This is a genomic window from Prevotella sp. Rep29 (assembly GCF_019551475.1).
In the GTDB taxonomy this organism is placed as follows: Bacteria; Bacteroidota; Bacteroidia; order Bacteroidales; family Bacteroidaceae; genus Prevotella.
On sequence record NZ_CP047159.1, the window covers coordinates 433,207 to 449,897 of the forward strand.

Genomic DNA, 16,691 nt, shown 5'->3' on the forward strand with positions numbered 1-16,691 from the left:
AGTAAAAATATAAACTTTAAAAAGTAACGAGATATGGGATTTTTTTCATTTATCCAAGAGATTGCAATGGACTTGGGTACGGCGAACACCATCATCATCAGCGATGACAAGATTGTGGTGGACGAGCCGTCGGTCGTTGCACTTGACCGGCGCACGGACAAGATGATTGCCGTGGGCGAGAAGGCGAAGCTGATGTATGAGAAGGAGCACCAGGGCATCCGCACCATCCGTCCGTTGCGCGACGGTGTGATAGCTGACTTTACCGCCTGCGAGCAGATGATGCGTGGTCTGATTAAGATGGTTCATACGGGCAGCCGTTTCTTCACACCATCGCTCCGCATGGTGATTGGTGTGCCGTCGGGCAGTACGGAGGTGGAGCTTCGTGCCGTTCGCGACTCGGCAGAACACGCAGACGGTCGCGATGTATATCTGATTTTTGAACCGATGGCGGCAGCAATCGGTATCGGTCTCGACGTAGAGGCTCCCGAAGGCAACATGATTGTCGATATCGGTGGCGGTACGACCGAGATTGCCGTGATTTCGCTGGGCGGCATCGTGTCCAACAACTCTATCAAGGTGGCAGGCGATGACCTGACAGCCGACATACAAGACTATATGAGCCGTCAGCACAACGTGAAGGTGAGCGAGCGAATGGCAGAGCGCATCAAGATCAATGTGGGTTCGGCGTTGACCGACTTGGGCGAGGAAGCCCCCGAAGACTATGTAGTGCATGGACCGAACAAGATTACTGCCCTGCCGATGATGGTGCCCGTTTGCTATCAGGAGATAGCCCATTGCCTTGACCGCACGATAGCCCGCATTGAGACGGCAGTGCTCAATGCGTTGGAGAACACACCGCCGGAGCTCTATGCAGACATCGTACACAACGGCATCTATCTGACAGGTGGCGGTGCACTCCTCCGCGGACTGGCACGTCGTCTGAGCGACAAGATCAACATTGAGTTCCATATCGCCGAAGACCCGTTGCACTGTGTGGCGAAGGGTGCCGGCATTGCTTTGAACAATGTTGACCGCTTCTCGTTCCTGATGCGATAAGCGGGGTAGTGACAAACGATAAAGGGAGTGAAGGCATTGCGGGATTTTTCTTGCTGCCTTGCTCTTTTTATATGCCGTGGTGAAAACGGCAGCAGTGAAAAACTTTTAGTAGCTCTGTGAGATAGGATATGCGTAACCTGATAGAATTTCTGACGAAAAACGTCCACTGGTTCGTCTTCGTTTTGCTCGAAGTAATCAGTGCGGTGCTGCTGTTTCGTTACAACACCTACCAACAGAGCGTCTGGTTCTCGTCGGCAAACTATGTGGCAGGGCAAGTGCGCGAGATAGACTCGAAAGTAGAATCGTTTTTCCATCTGGAACCGATGAACGAGCAGCTCTCTCGCAGGAATCTGGAGTTAGAACATGAAGTCAGCATATTGCGGAAACAGTTGGAAAAACAAGGCGTTCGCGACACGACCTGGGGAGCCGGTTCGCAAGCGGCATTGGCAGGTCAGTTGCAACTCATACCGGCAAAGGTCGTCGATAATTCAGTGAGCCGTCCCAACAACCTCATCACAATAGACAAAGGTACTGCCGATGGCGTGCGCACGGATATGGGAGTGGCGTGTGGAACGGGTGTCGTAGGCATCGTCTTTCTGGCGTCGTCACACTATTCCGTCGTCATTCCACTGCTCAATACGCAATCCAACGTGAGCTGTGCCATCAAAGGCAGAGGCTATTTCGGCTACCTGCACTGGTCGTCGCCGCCATCGGACATCGCCTATCTGGATGATGTCCCGCGACATGCGAAGTACAAGCGCGGCGACCAGATTGTGACCAGCGGCTATTCATCAGTGTTTCCGCCAGGCATCTTAGTGGGAAAGGTAGGCAGGACCTACAATTCGCCCGACGGTCTCTCTTATAGGGTGGAAGTGTTGCTCTCGACCGATTTTGCCCGGCTGCGCGATGTGTTTGTCATCAACGACACATCCAGTGTAGAACGCCTGCAGTTGCTCCGCGCAGCGCAAGATTCCATCAAGCCCAACCCGCAAGAGAAAAAATAGTTTCTAATAAAAAAATGGCTAAGCGATGAAATTAGAGTTTTTCAAGGACATATTGATTTTCATCATGATTTGTCTGGTGCAGGTGCTTGTGTTGAACCACATCCACCTGCTGAACTGCGCTATGCCGTTGCTCTATGTATATTTCGCCCTGCTGTTCCCATACAACTATCCGCGGTGGGCGGTGCTGGTGTGGTGTTTCCTGATGGGATTGGTCATGGATGTTTTTTCCAATACGCCAGGCGTGGCAGCCGCCTCAATGACCCTTATCGGACTGTTGCAGCCCATCTTTTTCGGCGCATTCGTACAGCACGATAACCAGGAAGAAGTGAAACCCCACCTGCGTTCCATGGGCTTTACCGCCTATTTCTCATACGCTGCCGCATTGGTGCTGATCTATTGTGTGGTCTATTTCTCCTTGGAAGCCTTCCATTTCTTCAACTGGTTGCAGTGGCTGAAGAACATCGGAGGCAGCGCCCTTCTGACGTTGATATTGATATTTGTAATAGAGAGTGTTGTGCGTAAGGATTCAGAATGAAAGACTATGAACTTGAGAAACGGCGCTATGTGATAGGAGGGGTGGCAATCGTGATTGTTGTCATCTACATCATCCGTCTGTTTGTCCTTCAGATTATGAGTGAGGACTACAAGAAGAATGCCGACTCAAATGCCTTTCAGAAAAAGATAGAGTTTCCCTCGCGAGGCGTAATTACCGACCGCAACGGGAAACTGCTGGTGTACAACCAGCCGTCGTATGACATCATGGTCATCATGAACGAGGAGCAGGGACGACTCGATACGGCAGAATTCTGTCGGACGCTGAATATCACGAAAGAATACTTTGACAAACGGATGGAGGATATCAAGGACCGCTCGAAGAATCCAGGCTACTCACGCTATACGCAGCAGTTGTTCATGAGCCAGTTGTCCGACACGGAGTTCAGTGTGTTTCAAGAGAAAATGTTCCGCTTTCCAGGCTTCTATATCCAGAAGCGCAGCATCCGCCAGTACGAATATCCCTATGCCGCCCATGTGTTGGGCGACGTGGCGGAGGTGTCGCAGTCGGATATTGAAAAAGACGATTATTATCAGCCGGGCGACTATATCGGCAAGCTCGGCATAGAGCGTTATTACGAAAAGGAACTGCGGGGCGTGAAAGGCGAGCACATCCTGCTTCGCGATGCCCGCGGACGCATTCAGGGCAGTTATCAGAACGGGCGGTTCGATACCCATCCCGTTCCGGGGAAAGACCTCACGCTGAGCATCGATATTGAATTGCAGGCACTCGGCGAGCGGCTGATGGAAGGAAAGGTGGGGAGCATCGTGGCTATCGAGCCATCGACGGGCGAAATCCTCTGTATGGTTTCCTCGCCCACTTATGACCCGCACGTGATGGTCGGCAGGCAGCGCGGACGCAACCATCTGCTCCTTGCAGCCAATCCGTTGAAGCCGTTGCTCAACCGCTCGATTATGGGATTGTATCCTCCGGGCTCCACGTTCAAGACATCACAGGCACTGACCTTTCTCACCGAAGGCATCATCACCCCTTCGACCATGTATTCCTGTCATCGCGGCTTCAACTTCAGAGGACTTCACTTGGGATGTCACGGGCACGGCTCGCCACTCAATCTGGTGCCGGCAATCGGTACGTCATGCAACGCCTTTTTCTGTTGGGGACTGTATCACATGCTGAGCAACCGAAAGAGATATCATAATCTGAACGAGGCGATGAATACGTGGCGCGACTACATGGTGAGCATGGGCTTCGGCTATCAGCTGGGAGTGGATTTGCCGGGAGAGAAGCGCGGGCTGATTCCCAATGCGGAATATTACGACGAGGCTTTCAAAAAGAGCTGGAACCCGCTGGGAATTATCAGCATCTCCATCGGACAGGGCGAGGTGACACTCACACCGCTGCAGATGGCAAATTTAGGTGCAACGATAGCCAACCGCGGTTATTTCATCACTCCCCATGTGGTGAAAAGTATCAAAGGGCAGCCATTGGATACCCTCTATACGACCAAGCGCTACACGAAAGCCAATCGTGCAGCCTACGAGCAAGTGGTGGAAGGTATGCGGCGAGCCGTGACCAGCGGAACGTGCCACAGTGCCAATCGTGGCGACTATCTGGTGTGCGGAAAGACAGGAACGGCACAAAACCGTGGGCGCGACCACTCGGCTTTCATGGGCTTCGCACCGATGAACAATCCGAAGATTGCCGTTGCAGTCTATGTGGAGAATGGCGGTTTTGGTGCAACGTTCGGCGTACCAATCGGTTCGCTGATGATGGAACAGTATATTAACGGCAAGCTGTCGGCAGGTTCGGAAGCCCGTGCGAAAGCGATGCAAAGCAGACATCTGGGGTATGGTACGACAACCAGATAAGCAACCAGGCGTTATCCGTTCGCTCGACTGGTGGACGGTAGCCATCTATCTTGCCCTCCTCATTTTCGGTTGGGTAAGTGTTTGTGGTGCCAGTTATTCGTTTGGCGATACAGATATTTTCAGTTTGGATTCGCGTTCAGGTATGCAGATTGTCTGGATTGGAACGTCGATTTGTCTGGGATTTGTGTTGTTGATGCTCGACGACCGTTTCTTCGATACTTTCGCCTATGTGCTGTATGCCTTTATGCTGGTGCTGCTTTTTGCAACGATATTCAACCCCCACGAGATTAAAGGTTCCCGTTCGTGGCTGGTGCTCGGTCCGGTGCGTCTGCAACCCGCTGAGTTCGCAAAATTTGCCACGGCGTTGGCTATCAGTAAGTTCATGAGTACGTATGGCTTTAATATCCATCAGTGGAAGGATTTTGCTGTGGCATGTGCGATTGTGTTGCTGCCGATGATTTTCATTATCGGTCAGAAGGAGACGGGGTCGGCATTGGTCTATTTGGCATTTTTCCTGATGTTTTATCGGGAAGGGATGACGGGTAGCATCTTGTTCACGGGCGTGGCGATGGTGGTCTATTTCGTGGTCGGCATTCGCTATGAGGATGTGGTGTTGTGGGACACTCCGACCTCTCTGGGAAAGTTTGTGGTGCTGTTGCTCGTACAGTTGTTCACGGCAGTCCTTGTCTATCTTTATTGTGATGACCGCAAGAAGGCAAAGATGATAGGTTTGTATGCCGTTGGGTCGGCATTGCTCAGTCTGATGTTTTCGGAGTATGTGATACGTTTCGACGTGGTCTGGATACAACTGACGGTGAGCCTTTGCATCATTATATATTTATTGTATCAGGGCTTAGGCACTCGCATAAAGAATTATTATCTGATAGCAGTGTTTGCCATGGGTTCGATAGCATTTTTCTATTCGGCGAGCTATGTGCTGAACGAGGTGATGGAGCCGCATCAGCGTGTGCGCATCAATGTGCTTTTAGGCTTGGAGGAAGACTTGGCGGGTGCAGGCTATAACGTGCATCAGAGTGAGATAGCGATTGGTTCCGGCGGTCTGTTGGGAAAAGGCTTCTTGAATGGGACGCAGACCAAGTTGAAGTTTGTTCCGGAGCAGGATACGGATTTCATTTTCTGCACGGTAGGCGAGGAAGAAGGTTTCTTCGGTGCTGCGGGCGTGTTGCTGCTTTTCCTTGCATTGATTTTACGGCTGATTAAGTTGGCTGAGCGGCAACCGTTCCGCTTCGGGCGCGTTTATGGCTATTGCGTGTTGAGCATATTCCTGTTCCATGTCTTTATCAATGTGGGCATGGTGCTGGGTCTGACGCCCGTGATAGGCATTCCGTTACCGTTCTTCAGTTATGGCGGTTCGTCACTGTGGGGCTTCACGATACTGCTATTTATATTCCTTCGTATAGACGCCGGGCGCAATCTTGTGAAGGACTGATGCGGTAGTCATTCTTTCGTTTCGATTCTCAGTCCGATGTCGGATATTCCTTCCAGGATGTCGCGTCTCATGTTGTGTTGTATGGTGACGTGTATGGAGTCCCCTTCTTTGAGTGTGACGCTTCTGAATGGCAGTTCCATCTGTGAGATGTTGAGCCCGTTTCCCCTGAGTTGTCCTTGCTCGTCAATTACCTCAAGGTTGAGCGTGTCGGAAAGCGTCTTGTTTTCCGGATAGATGGTTTGTTGTATGATGAGGCTGAGCATCTGGAAGGGATAGAGGTCGGTGAGCCTTATTCCGATGTATTGCTGGCAGGTAGCCGCGTCTTGCATGGGTGGGACGTGGAAGTTGAGCCGGTTGTTTTTCTTCCATCCCTTGAGATGCGTGTGCTGATAGTCGTTGTAAATGGTTGTGTTATGGCACGCAACAGAGAGGACCATAGTGGCAATGACAACCATTATGAATGCCGTTTTTTGCTTCATACCGTGTCTTGGCAGATGGGCTTGCTCTGTCATGATGGTTATTTTTTTTCCGGCTTTTGGTCTTGTCTCGGAGGTCTTTTTTTGTTTTTCTTCTTTTTCTTTTTGGTCTTGTCGAATCGTGTGATGCTCTCCCCGGCGAGCAGGTCAACGCTTTTTGTCGTTCCGCCTTGGTCCTGTTTTCCGGAGAGTGTCTGCGGTTTCTCTCCGTTTTTGTTCATCTCGACGATTTCTTTGGCTCTTTCAGCAGTGATGGTTTCGAGGTTGGCAGCAATCTTTTTGTCGGTAGAGTAGGTTGCCAGTCCTGCGAGAATATCTTTCTTGAAAAGATAGTAGTCGTTGTCGGCTGTCTGCAGCACGGCATCTCTTTCCGGGAATTTGCGGATGGCTTCCATGTAGTTGTCCACCTCGTAGTTGAGGCAGCATTTGAGTTTTGCGCACATTCCCGCGAGTTTTTGCGGGTTGAGTGAGATGTCTTGGTATCTTGCTGCTCCTGTTGTGACGCTGATGAAGTTCTTCATCCATGTGGCGCAGCACAACTCCCTTCCGCACGGACCTGTTCCTCCGATGCGTCCTGCCTCCTGTCTGGCACCGATTTGTTTCATCTCGATGCGCACGTGGAAGGTGTCGGCGAGCACTTTGATGAGTTGTCTGAAATCGACTCTTTCGTCGGCGATGTAATAGAAGATGGCTTTATTGCCGTCGCCTTGGTATTCGACGTCTCCGATTTTCATGTCCAGTCCGAGGTCTTTTGCTATTTGCCGGCTCTGTATCATCGTGTCGTGTTCGCGCTTCTTTGCCTCGTGGTATTTGTCCATGTCCGACTGCTTGGCATGTCTGTATATGCGCTTGATTTCTTCTTCAGACTTGAGGTTGGCTTTTTTTATCTGCAACTTGACGAGCTGTCCCGTGAGTGTGACCACTCCGATGTCGTGTCCGGGACTTGCCTCTACGGCGACAATGTCTCCCTTCTTCAGGTCGAGCTGGTTGATGTTGTGGTAATATCCCTTTCGTGTGTTTTTGAATTGCACCTCAACGAGGTCGGTCGATTCGTTGTTTCCGGGCACATCGGCGAGCCAGTCGTAGGTGTTGAGCTGTTTGTCCTGCCTTCCCACCCCCTTGTGTGAGAGCCCTCTGGCGCATCCGTTGCATATTTTGAATTTCATGTTCTTGTAGTCCATAGATGTGATGTTTTTTATTTCTTTCTGATTAATATGATGAGTTGCAGAGCCATATCGTAGAATAAGATTTTTGGGTTTGCGTTTTGCGTTATCTCCGGTATGGTTCGCTGCATTTGTTCTGTGATTTGTATGACGTTAGCCTCGTTGATGAAGGGTGCGAATTTGCTGGCGAAGTTTTCTTCATCCTGTGTCATGTATGACAGTTGCGGCTGGTTGAAATTATACATGAAATTCTCCCTGACCATGTGCAGGAAATATTCCATCATTCGTTTTTGTTTTTCTCTTCCGAGCGAAGCAACGTTTTCAGACCATGTCTTAAGTTCTCCGAGCTGTTTGGTGTATGTGAGTCTCATGAGTGAGATGAACAGTTCGAGGAAGTGGCGTTTTTCGTTTTCTGAATCGAGTTCTTCGAGCGCTTTGAGCCAATTCCCGTTTGCCATCCGTGCTATTCTTGTTGCGTTTTGCTCGTCAATTCCCCGTTGCTTTATGAGCGCCTTCTTTATTTCTTCCTGTTGGATGGCTTTGATGTATATCTGCTGTGTCCTGCTCCTGATGGTCTCGATGATTTTCTCGGGTTCCTCGGGCACGAGTATGAACACCGTTCGTGGTGTCGGCTCTTCAAGCAGTTTGAGCATCTTGTTTGCGCACTCGGCATTCATCTTTTCGGGCAACCAGATGATGGCAACCTTATATCCTCCCTGTGAGGCAGTGAGTGAAAGCTTTCTTGTCAGCAAGTCGCTCTCGCCTACATATATCTTGGTTTGCTGGTTTTCTACTCCGATTGTTCCCGTCCATTGGTTGAGTGTGAAGTAGGGTCCTTGTTTGATGAATTGTAGCCAGTCTTTCATGAAGTCGTCGCTGGTGACTTTGTGGTCAGCACTCATGCTCTTCGTCTTGAAGACGGGGAAGCTGAAGTGCAGGTCGGGGTGCTCGAGCTTTCGCACCATTGCCACGCTGTTGCGCTCTTTGTCAGCGATTTGCGTCTCATCCTCTCTTTCTCCGAGCAGATAGGATGCGAAAGCGATGGCAAGTGCCATTTTTCCCGCACCTTGCGGTCCGCAAATCATGATGGCATGTGGCACCCGCTGCTGGTCAGCGAGTTGCCGCAATCTTTCTGCGACCTGCTGTTGTCCTATGACTTCACTGAATTTCATCTTTCGCTAAGTTGCTCTTTCGTCTGCAAATTTACGAAAAAAAAATGTTTTTCGTTCTTAATCTGAAGAAATATCTTTGGGAACGCAAATTCAATGAAAATTCCATGAGAATGACCTGCAAAATACACCTGCATAAACATACGGAAAAGGGCGTATAAATATACGGTTGAACTTTCGCTTTCCAAAAGTTGAACTTTTGCACTCTAAAAGTTCAACTTTCACCTCCTAAAAGTTCAACTTTTGCAAGCTAAAAGTTGAACTTTTGGAAAGCACCTCTTAATGTGTTGAATTCCAGAAGTTTACAAAACGTGCTTCCGTCGCTCCACTCTCGCATAAATATACAAAAGCGGGAATGTGCTGTGGAGGGGATTTTGGGGAGCTCTGGGAGTGACGGGAACACTATGATCTCTGGGAGCACTGGGAGTACTAACTCTAACCATATTTATCAATTGTCAATTATCAATTGTCAATTATCTCGTCAGCGAGAACTTGAGGCTAACTCCGAAGTCGTGGGTGGTGGTGGGGTAGGCGTTTGCGGCGAGCAGCGGCGTGTTCGTCTGCCGGTCGTAGAAGAGGCTCATGGTGAGCAGTTTCGAGATGGTATAGTCTGCGAAGAATGAGAAGCGGAATGAGGTGTTGCCGCTCGAAGCCGTGGATTGGAGCGATGCGATGTCGCGTGTGATGTTGGCTTGTTTCCGGAATGCGATGTCGAGTCTGAGGTTGAGGTCATTGTTGAATTGCTTCCTCTGTGTGTTTTGGCTGCTTGTCTGCTGTTGCTGCTGACTGTCGTTGGTGTTGCGTTTTACCTTTTTCGGTGTCCGTTTAAACTTGAAGTCGTTGATTTTGTATGCCAGTCCGAGCACATAGTCGCTGGTGTGTGCTTCGTTGATTTGTATGCTCGTTGTGCTGAGGCTGACGTTGCGTGTGGTCTTGTATTCAGCCTTGCACGTGAGATTGTTGTGCAGTGTCACGTCGATTCCGAGGAGCGGTGAGAATGCTTCGGTGAGCGTCACGATGGGCACGTTGTACATGGATGACGGTATGATGTTGTTGGTGGTGGGGTCTGTGATAAATCCGAGTTCTCCCTCTGCCTGTATCCAGCTGCTGTTCGTGGTGTAGCTTCCGATGGCGTATGTGCTTCGGTATGCGTGGTTGATGTTGACGGACTTGAAGAGGTCTCTGAATGGTGCGAGGCGCGACAGTCCGCTGTATCTGAGTGTCCAGTTGGGCAGCAGTTGTATGAGTTTCGGGAAGATGCGGTTGTCCTTGGCACTCATGGAGGTGTAGGTGTTGATGAATGCAGGGATGAGCACGTCAGCACTGTATTTGTTGACGGTTCCGTTTTGCGGGTCGAACTGTTTCCCGGCATGCGGTGTCCCTTGCGGATAGGTGGTGGTGGCGTATTGGTTTTCGATTTGTTGCTGTATTCTGTCGATTTGGTTGCAGAATTGCAGGAACGTGTTGGACTGGTATGAGTTCTTCGCATCGCCGATGCTTTGGAACAAGCCTTTCAGTCCGATGGTCGTCATGGTGAGGTTGCCCGTCTGTGTGGTGGGATTTCCCGCGTACATATATTGTATAGACTTGGACTTGTTCTGCAGGCGTGTGGCGTTGAGGTCTATCTTGAGGTCTTTGATAGGCTCGAGCGTGACTCTGATTTGTATGTCTTCGCTGTTGCTGATGACGGCAGGTGTGGGCACGCTCTCGTTAATGAGGAGCCAGTTGTTGTTGCGTGCTTTTTCGATGTAGCTTTCCCCTGCCGTTGCGAATGCGAAGTCGAGTCCCGGTGCGAGGAGCTCGCCCCGGTGTTGCCCGAATGCGTTGCCAATCATCGGCATGAATCCCGGAAGAGCCATTGCCTGCTGGTGTCGGTAGGACACGTTGATGTTGCGCACCATCATGAGAACCCGCGCCACGCATTGTGCGGTCTTGTACCAACCATTTTCGTCGAGAGGTTGTTTGGGTGTCACGGTGAGTTTTACCCTGATGGCGGAGTCCGTCTTGTTGAAGATTTTGATGTTGTTGTCGTCTATCTTGCGGTATTTCAGGTTGATGGTCTTTCCCTCGGGTGTCTTTGCCGTAAGGGTGAACCGTTTTGTCTTCTTGTTGTGGTTGATGATGATGGCAGTGTCAGACGCGATGTTGATTTCGCGTTCGAAGCTGCGCTGGTTGAGCGGCAGTGCTTTCTCAGTTGTTCGTTGTTGCGTTTTCTTCTTCCTCGTATTTTCGTCGCCGTAGGATACATTGGACCTGCTGAACCGTTGGTTGGTCTTCTTCAGGAACGGTATGAGGTCGTATAGCCGTTGCATGTTGAACGTCGTGTTGATGTTGAGTTGTCGGTTGTTGGATATGCTGTTTCCGAGTGACGTGCCATCTTCGAGCGACGTTCCGCGCACCCAGTTGTAGTTGGCGGTGTAGTTGGCATCGGCATTGATCCATGAGAAGATGGGTATGAGATTGAGCGGCAGCTGGTAAGACGCGTTGAAATGCTGGTTATAGTCGAGTGGTGTCCCGAGGTGTCGCAGCGATGTCCTGACGGAATCTTTCCATGCCTGATACTGGTCGGGGTAGAGGTCTTTGTTGACCGGTGTGTATGGTTCTTCCACCTCGGCGTGTGTGGCTGATTGGAAGTTGAGGTGCAGGTTCTTGGTGATGTCCCATCTGATGGAGAATTCTCTGTTCCAGAGGAATTGCTGGCTGAATGTGAGTGGGAGGGTTGCTCCTGCGAGGTCTTCCATGTCGCGCTCTTGCAGTTCGTAGTAGTTGCGCAGGATTTCGGTGTTGAATGCAACGTTCTGTGGCAGCCAGTTGAGTCCGAACCTCTTAATGATGTCGAGCCATTTCGACTTGCTCTTGATGCCTTTGAATGGTTCCCATGTCTTGTAAACAGGCGACCAGTTGTAGTTGAGTGCACCTCTCCAGTTGTCTTCGTTCTCATAGACGGTAGTCTGTCCGCTGGTGTGGCGGTGTGAGTGGCTGTATGACAGCGAGAAGTTGGCTGGGTCGTAGGGCATGGGGTGTCCCTTCGTCTGTATGCCGACACGCAGGTTGGATATGGCGAAGTTGGTGGAGAGTGTTTTGGTGACGGCGATGGATTCGATGGAGTCTTTCTGATGTTGTTCGTTGACGGCATCGAGGGCATCGTCGAGCAGCATGTCGGTGTCGAGCGGATTGTATTTCGGTCGGTGCTCTTCTTGTGTGCGACTATAATAAATAGGTGCAGAAACCTTTGCTTTTTCGGGGAAGAATTTTCCGAGTTCGAAGCTGGTGGTGATGCTGTACGCTTTGTAGTCCTCCTTTGCGCGTTGGCTGATGCCTTCTTCAAGACCGCCGAATCCTTCGGTCATGTATTTTCCGGAGACGTTGACCGTTCCGAAGTCAGACAGCTGCATGTTCAGGTTGGCTTGTGCAGCCCATCCTCCGTTGTTGTTGTATTCCTTGAGCCTGAGCTCGTTGACCCAGACTTCTCCCGATTTGTTGGTTCCGGAGAGGTTGCGCACGCCGATGATGATGGTCTTCACCTCGCCGAGTGTGGGATTACCCATGATGGTGACCTTGTTGTTCGGCTTGTCCTCGTCGTAGATGGAGAATGCTGTGTTGTAAGACGCTGCCCCTGTCGCCTTCGCCATATTCCTTTGTTTCTTGAGTGCGGTGAAGATGCTGAGCGGTATGTCGAGCATGTTCTCCTCCGGCCACACGATGCGCTTGTCGGCGGTTGAGTATTTGTCGTAATGGTCCGGCGGCGTGAGTTTGAGGGGTATTTCGTATTCGTAGTAGTTGCTCTTGTAGTCGCTTCCCACGCGCACAAACACTGCCAGTTGGTTGTCGGTCAGGTCGGTGGTGTTCTCCATCAGTGCGTTGGCGTGTACGAACATTTGCATGCGCTTGTACTGGCGGAGGTCGAGCATCGTGTTTTTATAGACGGCCTTCGACTCTCCCGTGCTGAGGTTGTTGACGATGATGTCGAGTGCCTGTTCGTTGCTTTCTACGAGTTGCGGCTGTGTGGGGTCGGGATTTCGGCTGATTCCCGGCGGCAGGATATAGTTGACGGGCTGCTTGTCGTTGTTCTCCTCAATGTTGACGGCGCTGACCGACATGTATCCGGAGTTGGCGGAATTGGTGAGCTGTTGCTCATAGATTCTCCATTCTCCGCGCACGAGGTCGAGTGTGGCGAATCGCAGCACGATGGGGTTTTCAAATCCTGTGAGGAACATACGCATGAACCGGATGCTCGTGAAGTCGTTGATGGAACCGATGCGTTGGTCATATCTGTCGAGCGGTATGCGGAACTGGTACCATGTGACGTTGTAGTTTTCCCCGTTTCTGAGTTTTCCTGCTGTTTCGCGGCTGTCAACGATGAAGTTGTGTCCCACCTTGAAGTCTTCGGGGCGTATGGACACTTTGTACTGATAGTATTTCTCGTACTCGTTGAGCGTGAAGTCTTGGTTGATGTCTTCCACGTCGGGAGTGGTCTTGTACGACGTGTCATAGCCTTCGGTTCTCGCATCGGTGTCGGGCGAGTTGCCTTGCGGGTTGTTGATGCGTTTGTATCGTTGCAGGATGGAAGCCTGTATCTGGTCGTAGTCTGAGCCACGGAAGTAGTGGTAGTTGTCGTTGGCAGGGTCGTTCATGATGGAGTCGAACACGGCGGGCGACACCTTGCCCTGAATTTCGCGCAGGAAGTCCTGATAGGGTTCAAACGAGCGTTCCTCCTCGTCGTTCAGTCCGTTCAGTCCCACGTCCTGCAGGGCGCGGCTGCCGCTTGTCGTGGCAAAGGCATAGGTAACGGTCGACTGCGTGGGAATCTTACCCCACTGTGTGTAGGTGAAGGCGTTCGAGCCGTCGACGGGCATACCACTCTCGTAGAACTTCTTGCCATCGCGCAGAATATCCTCGCTCACTTCTCCGAGGTTGATGTAGAAGTCGCCTCCGTATTGGTCGGCAATACCTTGTTCGCGGGTATAGATGAACGGGTCGAGCATCCAGAACTCGATGTACTCGATGTTGGCAGCTTCGAAGTCGTTGGTGTCGAGCTTGCGCATCATTCCTCCCCAAGTGTTAGCCGGCTGTTTGAGATGTCCCTGCTCGTTGAGGTCGGGATTGAAGTTGTATGGTCCTCTCTCCTTCGGATAGTAGGCGAGGTTGAGTATGGGGAGTGTGGAGGTAGCGCCGGTGTAGCTGCTCTGACCGCGGTTGGGATAGATGTCACTGGCGTAGATTTCCCTGACGTAGTGGTTGGACAACTGATTGAGGTCGCTCTTGATGTGGCTGGGTGTGAGCGATGATGAGCGTCGTGTGAAGAGTGGGTCGATGTTGTACCAGGCGAGCAGTGACCGGTTGAATCCGCTGGTGAGTCCCGTCTTGTCCTTTTGTTCGGGGAACATGGACGGTACGCTGGAGATAATCCATGATGTGGGTGCCGACACGTCGATGGCATTGGTGGTGTTCTCGAAGTCGTCGATATATGAGGCATTGTCCTGCACACCTCTGCTCTTTCCTGCGATGAGATGTGCGAACTCGGCGTTCAGCGAGATGTGCGAAGGTTGTGTGACGTTGAGGAACGGAATCTTGTCGAGCATGTTGGTGAGCCACTGACTTTCCTTCTTCCAGTTGAGGTTGACGCCCCAGAGGGTGTTGTTGAGCGGTTCGGCTCCCATCGACACTTTGGTCGTGAGCGGTTGTTCGGAGAGGTGTTGGAATGTTCCGCTCATCTGGAAGTCTCTTGAGAAGTCGTATTCCCAGTTGAGACCGAACATGGTCTTTCGCTGTTGTGCGTAGTCGGTGTTGCTCTCAAGTGATACGTTGACCGATGTCCCGGCATCGATGATGCTTTGATTGAGAATGGTCACCTCTCCTGCGGAATAGTCCACGCTATAGTCCACGCCCTCGGTAAGCGTCACACCGCCTGCCGTTACGACGACCGAACCTTGTGGCACGTTGTAGGCTCCGAGCGATATGACGTTGGCAGAGGTGCCCCGGAACTGTCCCATCAGCACGTACTTGTTTTTCTCGGCAATCTGTTTGGCGACGGTCTTCGTACTGTCGTAGAGTTCTTGGAAGACGTATTTGGCGGCACTGGCAACACCTTTCGAGGTGAGATATTTTTGCATGTATTCTCCGAACGGCTCTGCTTCGGGGAAGAATACGCGTCCGTTGCTGACGGTATAGCCTTCCACGTAGTCGAAATATCCGTTGGGATGGGTCTTCATGTTGTTGTCAAGTCGGTCGGCACCTAATAGTCGGATGATAGGTGTCTCCTTGACTTGCTGTTCGGGGATGTAGGTGAGATAGACACCGGCAGTGTCGCTCTGGTATTTCACGTCGAGTCGGAACTTGTCTTTCTCAACCGTCGAGGCGAGGTAATAGACGTTCTTCATCATGAGGTCCCAGTTGCCTTGTGTAGGCGTGTTGCTGGTGTTCTTCAGGGATTTCACGAACAGAGCCTGTGTGATGTCGGGCAGGTCGGATGCAAATTCTCCCACTTGATAGGTCACGCCGCCGTAAGTATATTCGTAGGCGACGGCGAGCACCTGGTCTGTTTGGAGCGATGTCCTCAGCGAGACGTATCCGAGTGCGCTGTTCAGGGTGTATTCGGAGCTGTTGAGCAGTCGCGCGCTTTCCAGTTTCTCGTAGTCGCTTCCGCCCACGATGCCGATGCCGTCGAGGATGGTTGCCGTCTGGTCGATGTCTCTTGCGGCGGCATACGAGGTGGTCATGGCTGCATATTCGCTGTTCGAAGCGTTCGACGGGTTGTCCGTTCCGGCAGGTGTCCACATCGGGTTGGAGATTTTTTTATTTTCTCCGAGGTCGGTCAGTGCCACGATATTTCGCGTGTTGGTGGCATTTCCGCTCTTGTTGGTCACCCAGATTTCCACGCGGTTGATGTTGATGCCGGTTGTCATGTTGGGCAACGTCTTCATCGCTTCGTCGTATTTGTCGCGGAAATAGTGGGAGAGGAAGAAGTGGCGGTTCTCCTCGTAGTCAGCCACGTTGATTTCAAACGGTGTCAGCTGTACGCCTCCTTTGGTCGAGACGCTTTTCGACGAAGACTTTTTCTGTGAGAATGCCGTCTGCAGCTTGAGTTTCCCGAATTGCAGGTCGGTGCGCAGTCCGAAGAGCGACGAGGCTCCTCTGATGAGCGATGAGTTGCTGGGGAAGGAGATGTTGCCGGCTTCCACGAGCTTGATGATTTCGTCTTCCTTTCCTTCGTATTTCAGTTTCAGGTTCTGCGTGTCGAAGTCGAAGGTCGCATCGGTGTTGTAGTTGAGGTTCATGTTGACCTTGTCGCCCACCTTTCCGTTGACGTTGATGTTGATCTTCTCGTCGAAATTCATCGTGGTCGTCTTCCTGTTGCGGATGGGCAGCGACGGGTTGTCGATGTTTTTCAGCGTGGCGCCGAACTTGAGTTCTGCCGTTCCCTGCGTCTTGATGCGCACACCGCCGGGACCGAAAATCTTCTCTGCTGGTCCGAGGTCGAAGTGCATGTCGGTGAAGTCGAACTTCTCCTTGCCTTTTCGCTCAACAATCTCGTTGTTCTTTGAGCGGAAGAACTGGTTGAACGACTGCCGCTCGCTCCATTTCATATACTCCTCGGGAGTCATCAGCAGTGGCGCTGTGATGTAGGTCCCGCTAATTTTCGAGCCGATGATGTAGCGGTTGAGCGTATCGTTATAGACCACGTCCTGCTTCAGGTTGTCGGGGCGTCTCAGGTCGGTGGCGTTCTGGTTCAGGTCTTCCTGTGTGATGGGCGTGGTGCGCTGTATCTTCCACCGCGGGTGGAGCAGGGAGTCGGGGATGACATCGTCGTCTTCCAGTTCGGGTTGCGCTTTCACATCCTTCTTCACCGTGTCGGGCGGCAGCGGGTTATCGCCCGTCCTTTCCGGCAACGACGCACGCGCTCCTGCCGGCACCGGGCTGCAGATGGCTGCGAAGCTCAGTGTGCCGGCGATGAGGATGGTTGCGATGGTCAGCTGCCGTTTGGTCATTCT

Annotated in this window: 8 protein-coding genes and 1 pseudogene; 5 read left to right on the forward strand and 4 right to left on the reverse strand. The window is 51.6% G+C overall.

Annotated elements, in window-relative coordinates; all coding sequences use genetic code 11:
* Positions 1 to 33 precede the first annotated feature (33 nt).
* The 5 genes from GRF55_RS01815 (at position 34) to rodA (ending at position 5,892) form a co-directional block, all read left to right on the forward strand.
* Positions 34 to 1,056 (forward strand): rod shape-determining protein, encoded by a 1,023-nt coding sequence (locus GRF55_RS01815; RefSeq protein WP_220368861.1) that lies wholly within the window; start codon positions 34 to 36, stop codon positions 1,054 to 1,056.
* A gap of 128 nt (positions 1,057 to 1,184) precedes the next feature.
* Positions 1,185 to 2,060 carry a rod shape-determining protein MreC gene (mreC, locus tag GRF55_RS01820; RefSeq protein WP_220368862.1) on the forward strand — a complete coding sequence of 292 codons (876 nt, stop codon included), beginning with the start codon at positions 1,185 to 1,187 and terminating at the stop codon, positions 2,058 to 2,060.
* Between the two features lie 25 nt (positions 2,061 to 2,085).
* Positions 2,086 to 2,595 carry a rod shape-determining protein MreD gene (mreD, locus tag GRF55_RS01825; RefSeq protein ID WP_220368863.1) on the forward strand — a complete coding sequence of 170 codons (510 nt, stop codon included), beginning with the start codon at positions 2,086 to 2,088 and terminating at the stop codon, positions 2,593 to 2,595.
* Positions 2,592 to 4,442 carry a penicillin-binding protein 2 gene (gene mrdA, locus GRF55_RS01830; protein ID WP_220368864.1) on the forward strand — a complete coding sequence of 617 codons (1,851 nt, stop codon included), beginning with the start codon at positions 2,592 to 2,594 and terminating at the stop codon, positions 4,440 to 4,442. The genes mreD and mrdA overlap by 4 nt, the downstream gene beginning before the upstream one ends.
* On the forward strand, positions 4,423 to 5,892 hold the full coding sequence (gene rodA / locus GRF55_RS01835) for a rod shape-determining protein RodA (RefSeq protein WP_220368865.1): 1,470 nt from the start codon (positions 4,423 to 4,425) through the stop codon (positions 5,890 to 5,892). The genes mrdA and rodA overlap by 20 nt, the downstream gene beginning before the upstream one ends.
* Before the next feature lie 8 nt (positions 5,893 to 5,900).
* Here rodA and GRF55_RS01840 read toward each other — a convergent pair whose 3' ends face one another.
* The 4 genes and pseudogenes from GRF55_RS01840 to sprA all read right to left on the reverse strand — a co-directional run bounded on the left by GRF55_RS01840 (position 5,901) and on the right by sprA (position 16,688).
* Positions 5,901 to 6,404: a gliding motility lipoprotein GldH gene (locus GRF55_RS01840; RefSeq protein WP_220368866.1), complete on the reverse strand. Its 504-nt coding sequence runs from the start codon at positions 6,402 to 6,404 to the stop codon at positions 5,901 to 5,903.
* A gap of 20 nt (positions 6,405 to 6,424) precedes the next feature.
* Positions 6,425 to 7,549, reverse strand: a pseudogene (locus GRF55_RS01845) (stage 0 sporulation family protein); the annotation flags it as partial.
* Positions 7,550 to 7,563: 14 nt separating this feature from the next.
* On the reverse strand, positions 7,564 to 8,703 hold the full coding sequence (locus tag GRF55_RS01850; protein WP_220368868.1) for a DNA polymerase III subunit delta: 1,140 nt from the start codon (positions 8,701 to 8,703) through the stop codon (positions 7,564 to 7,566).
* A 470-nt stretch (positions 8,704 to 9,173) separates the two neighbouring features.
* Positions 9,174 to 16,688 (reverse strand): cell surface protein SprA, encoded by a 7,515-nt coding sequence (sprA, locus tag GRF55_RS01855; protein WP_220368869.1) that lies wholly within the window; start codon positions 16,686 to 16,688, stop codon positions 9,174 to 9,176.
* Between the last annotated feature and the right edge of the window lie 3 nt (positions 16,689 to 16,691).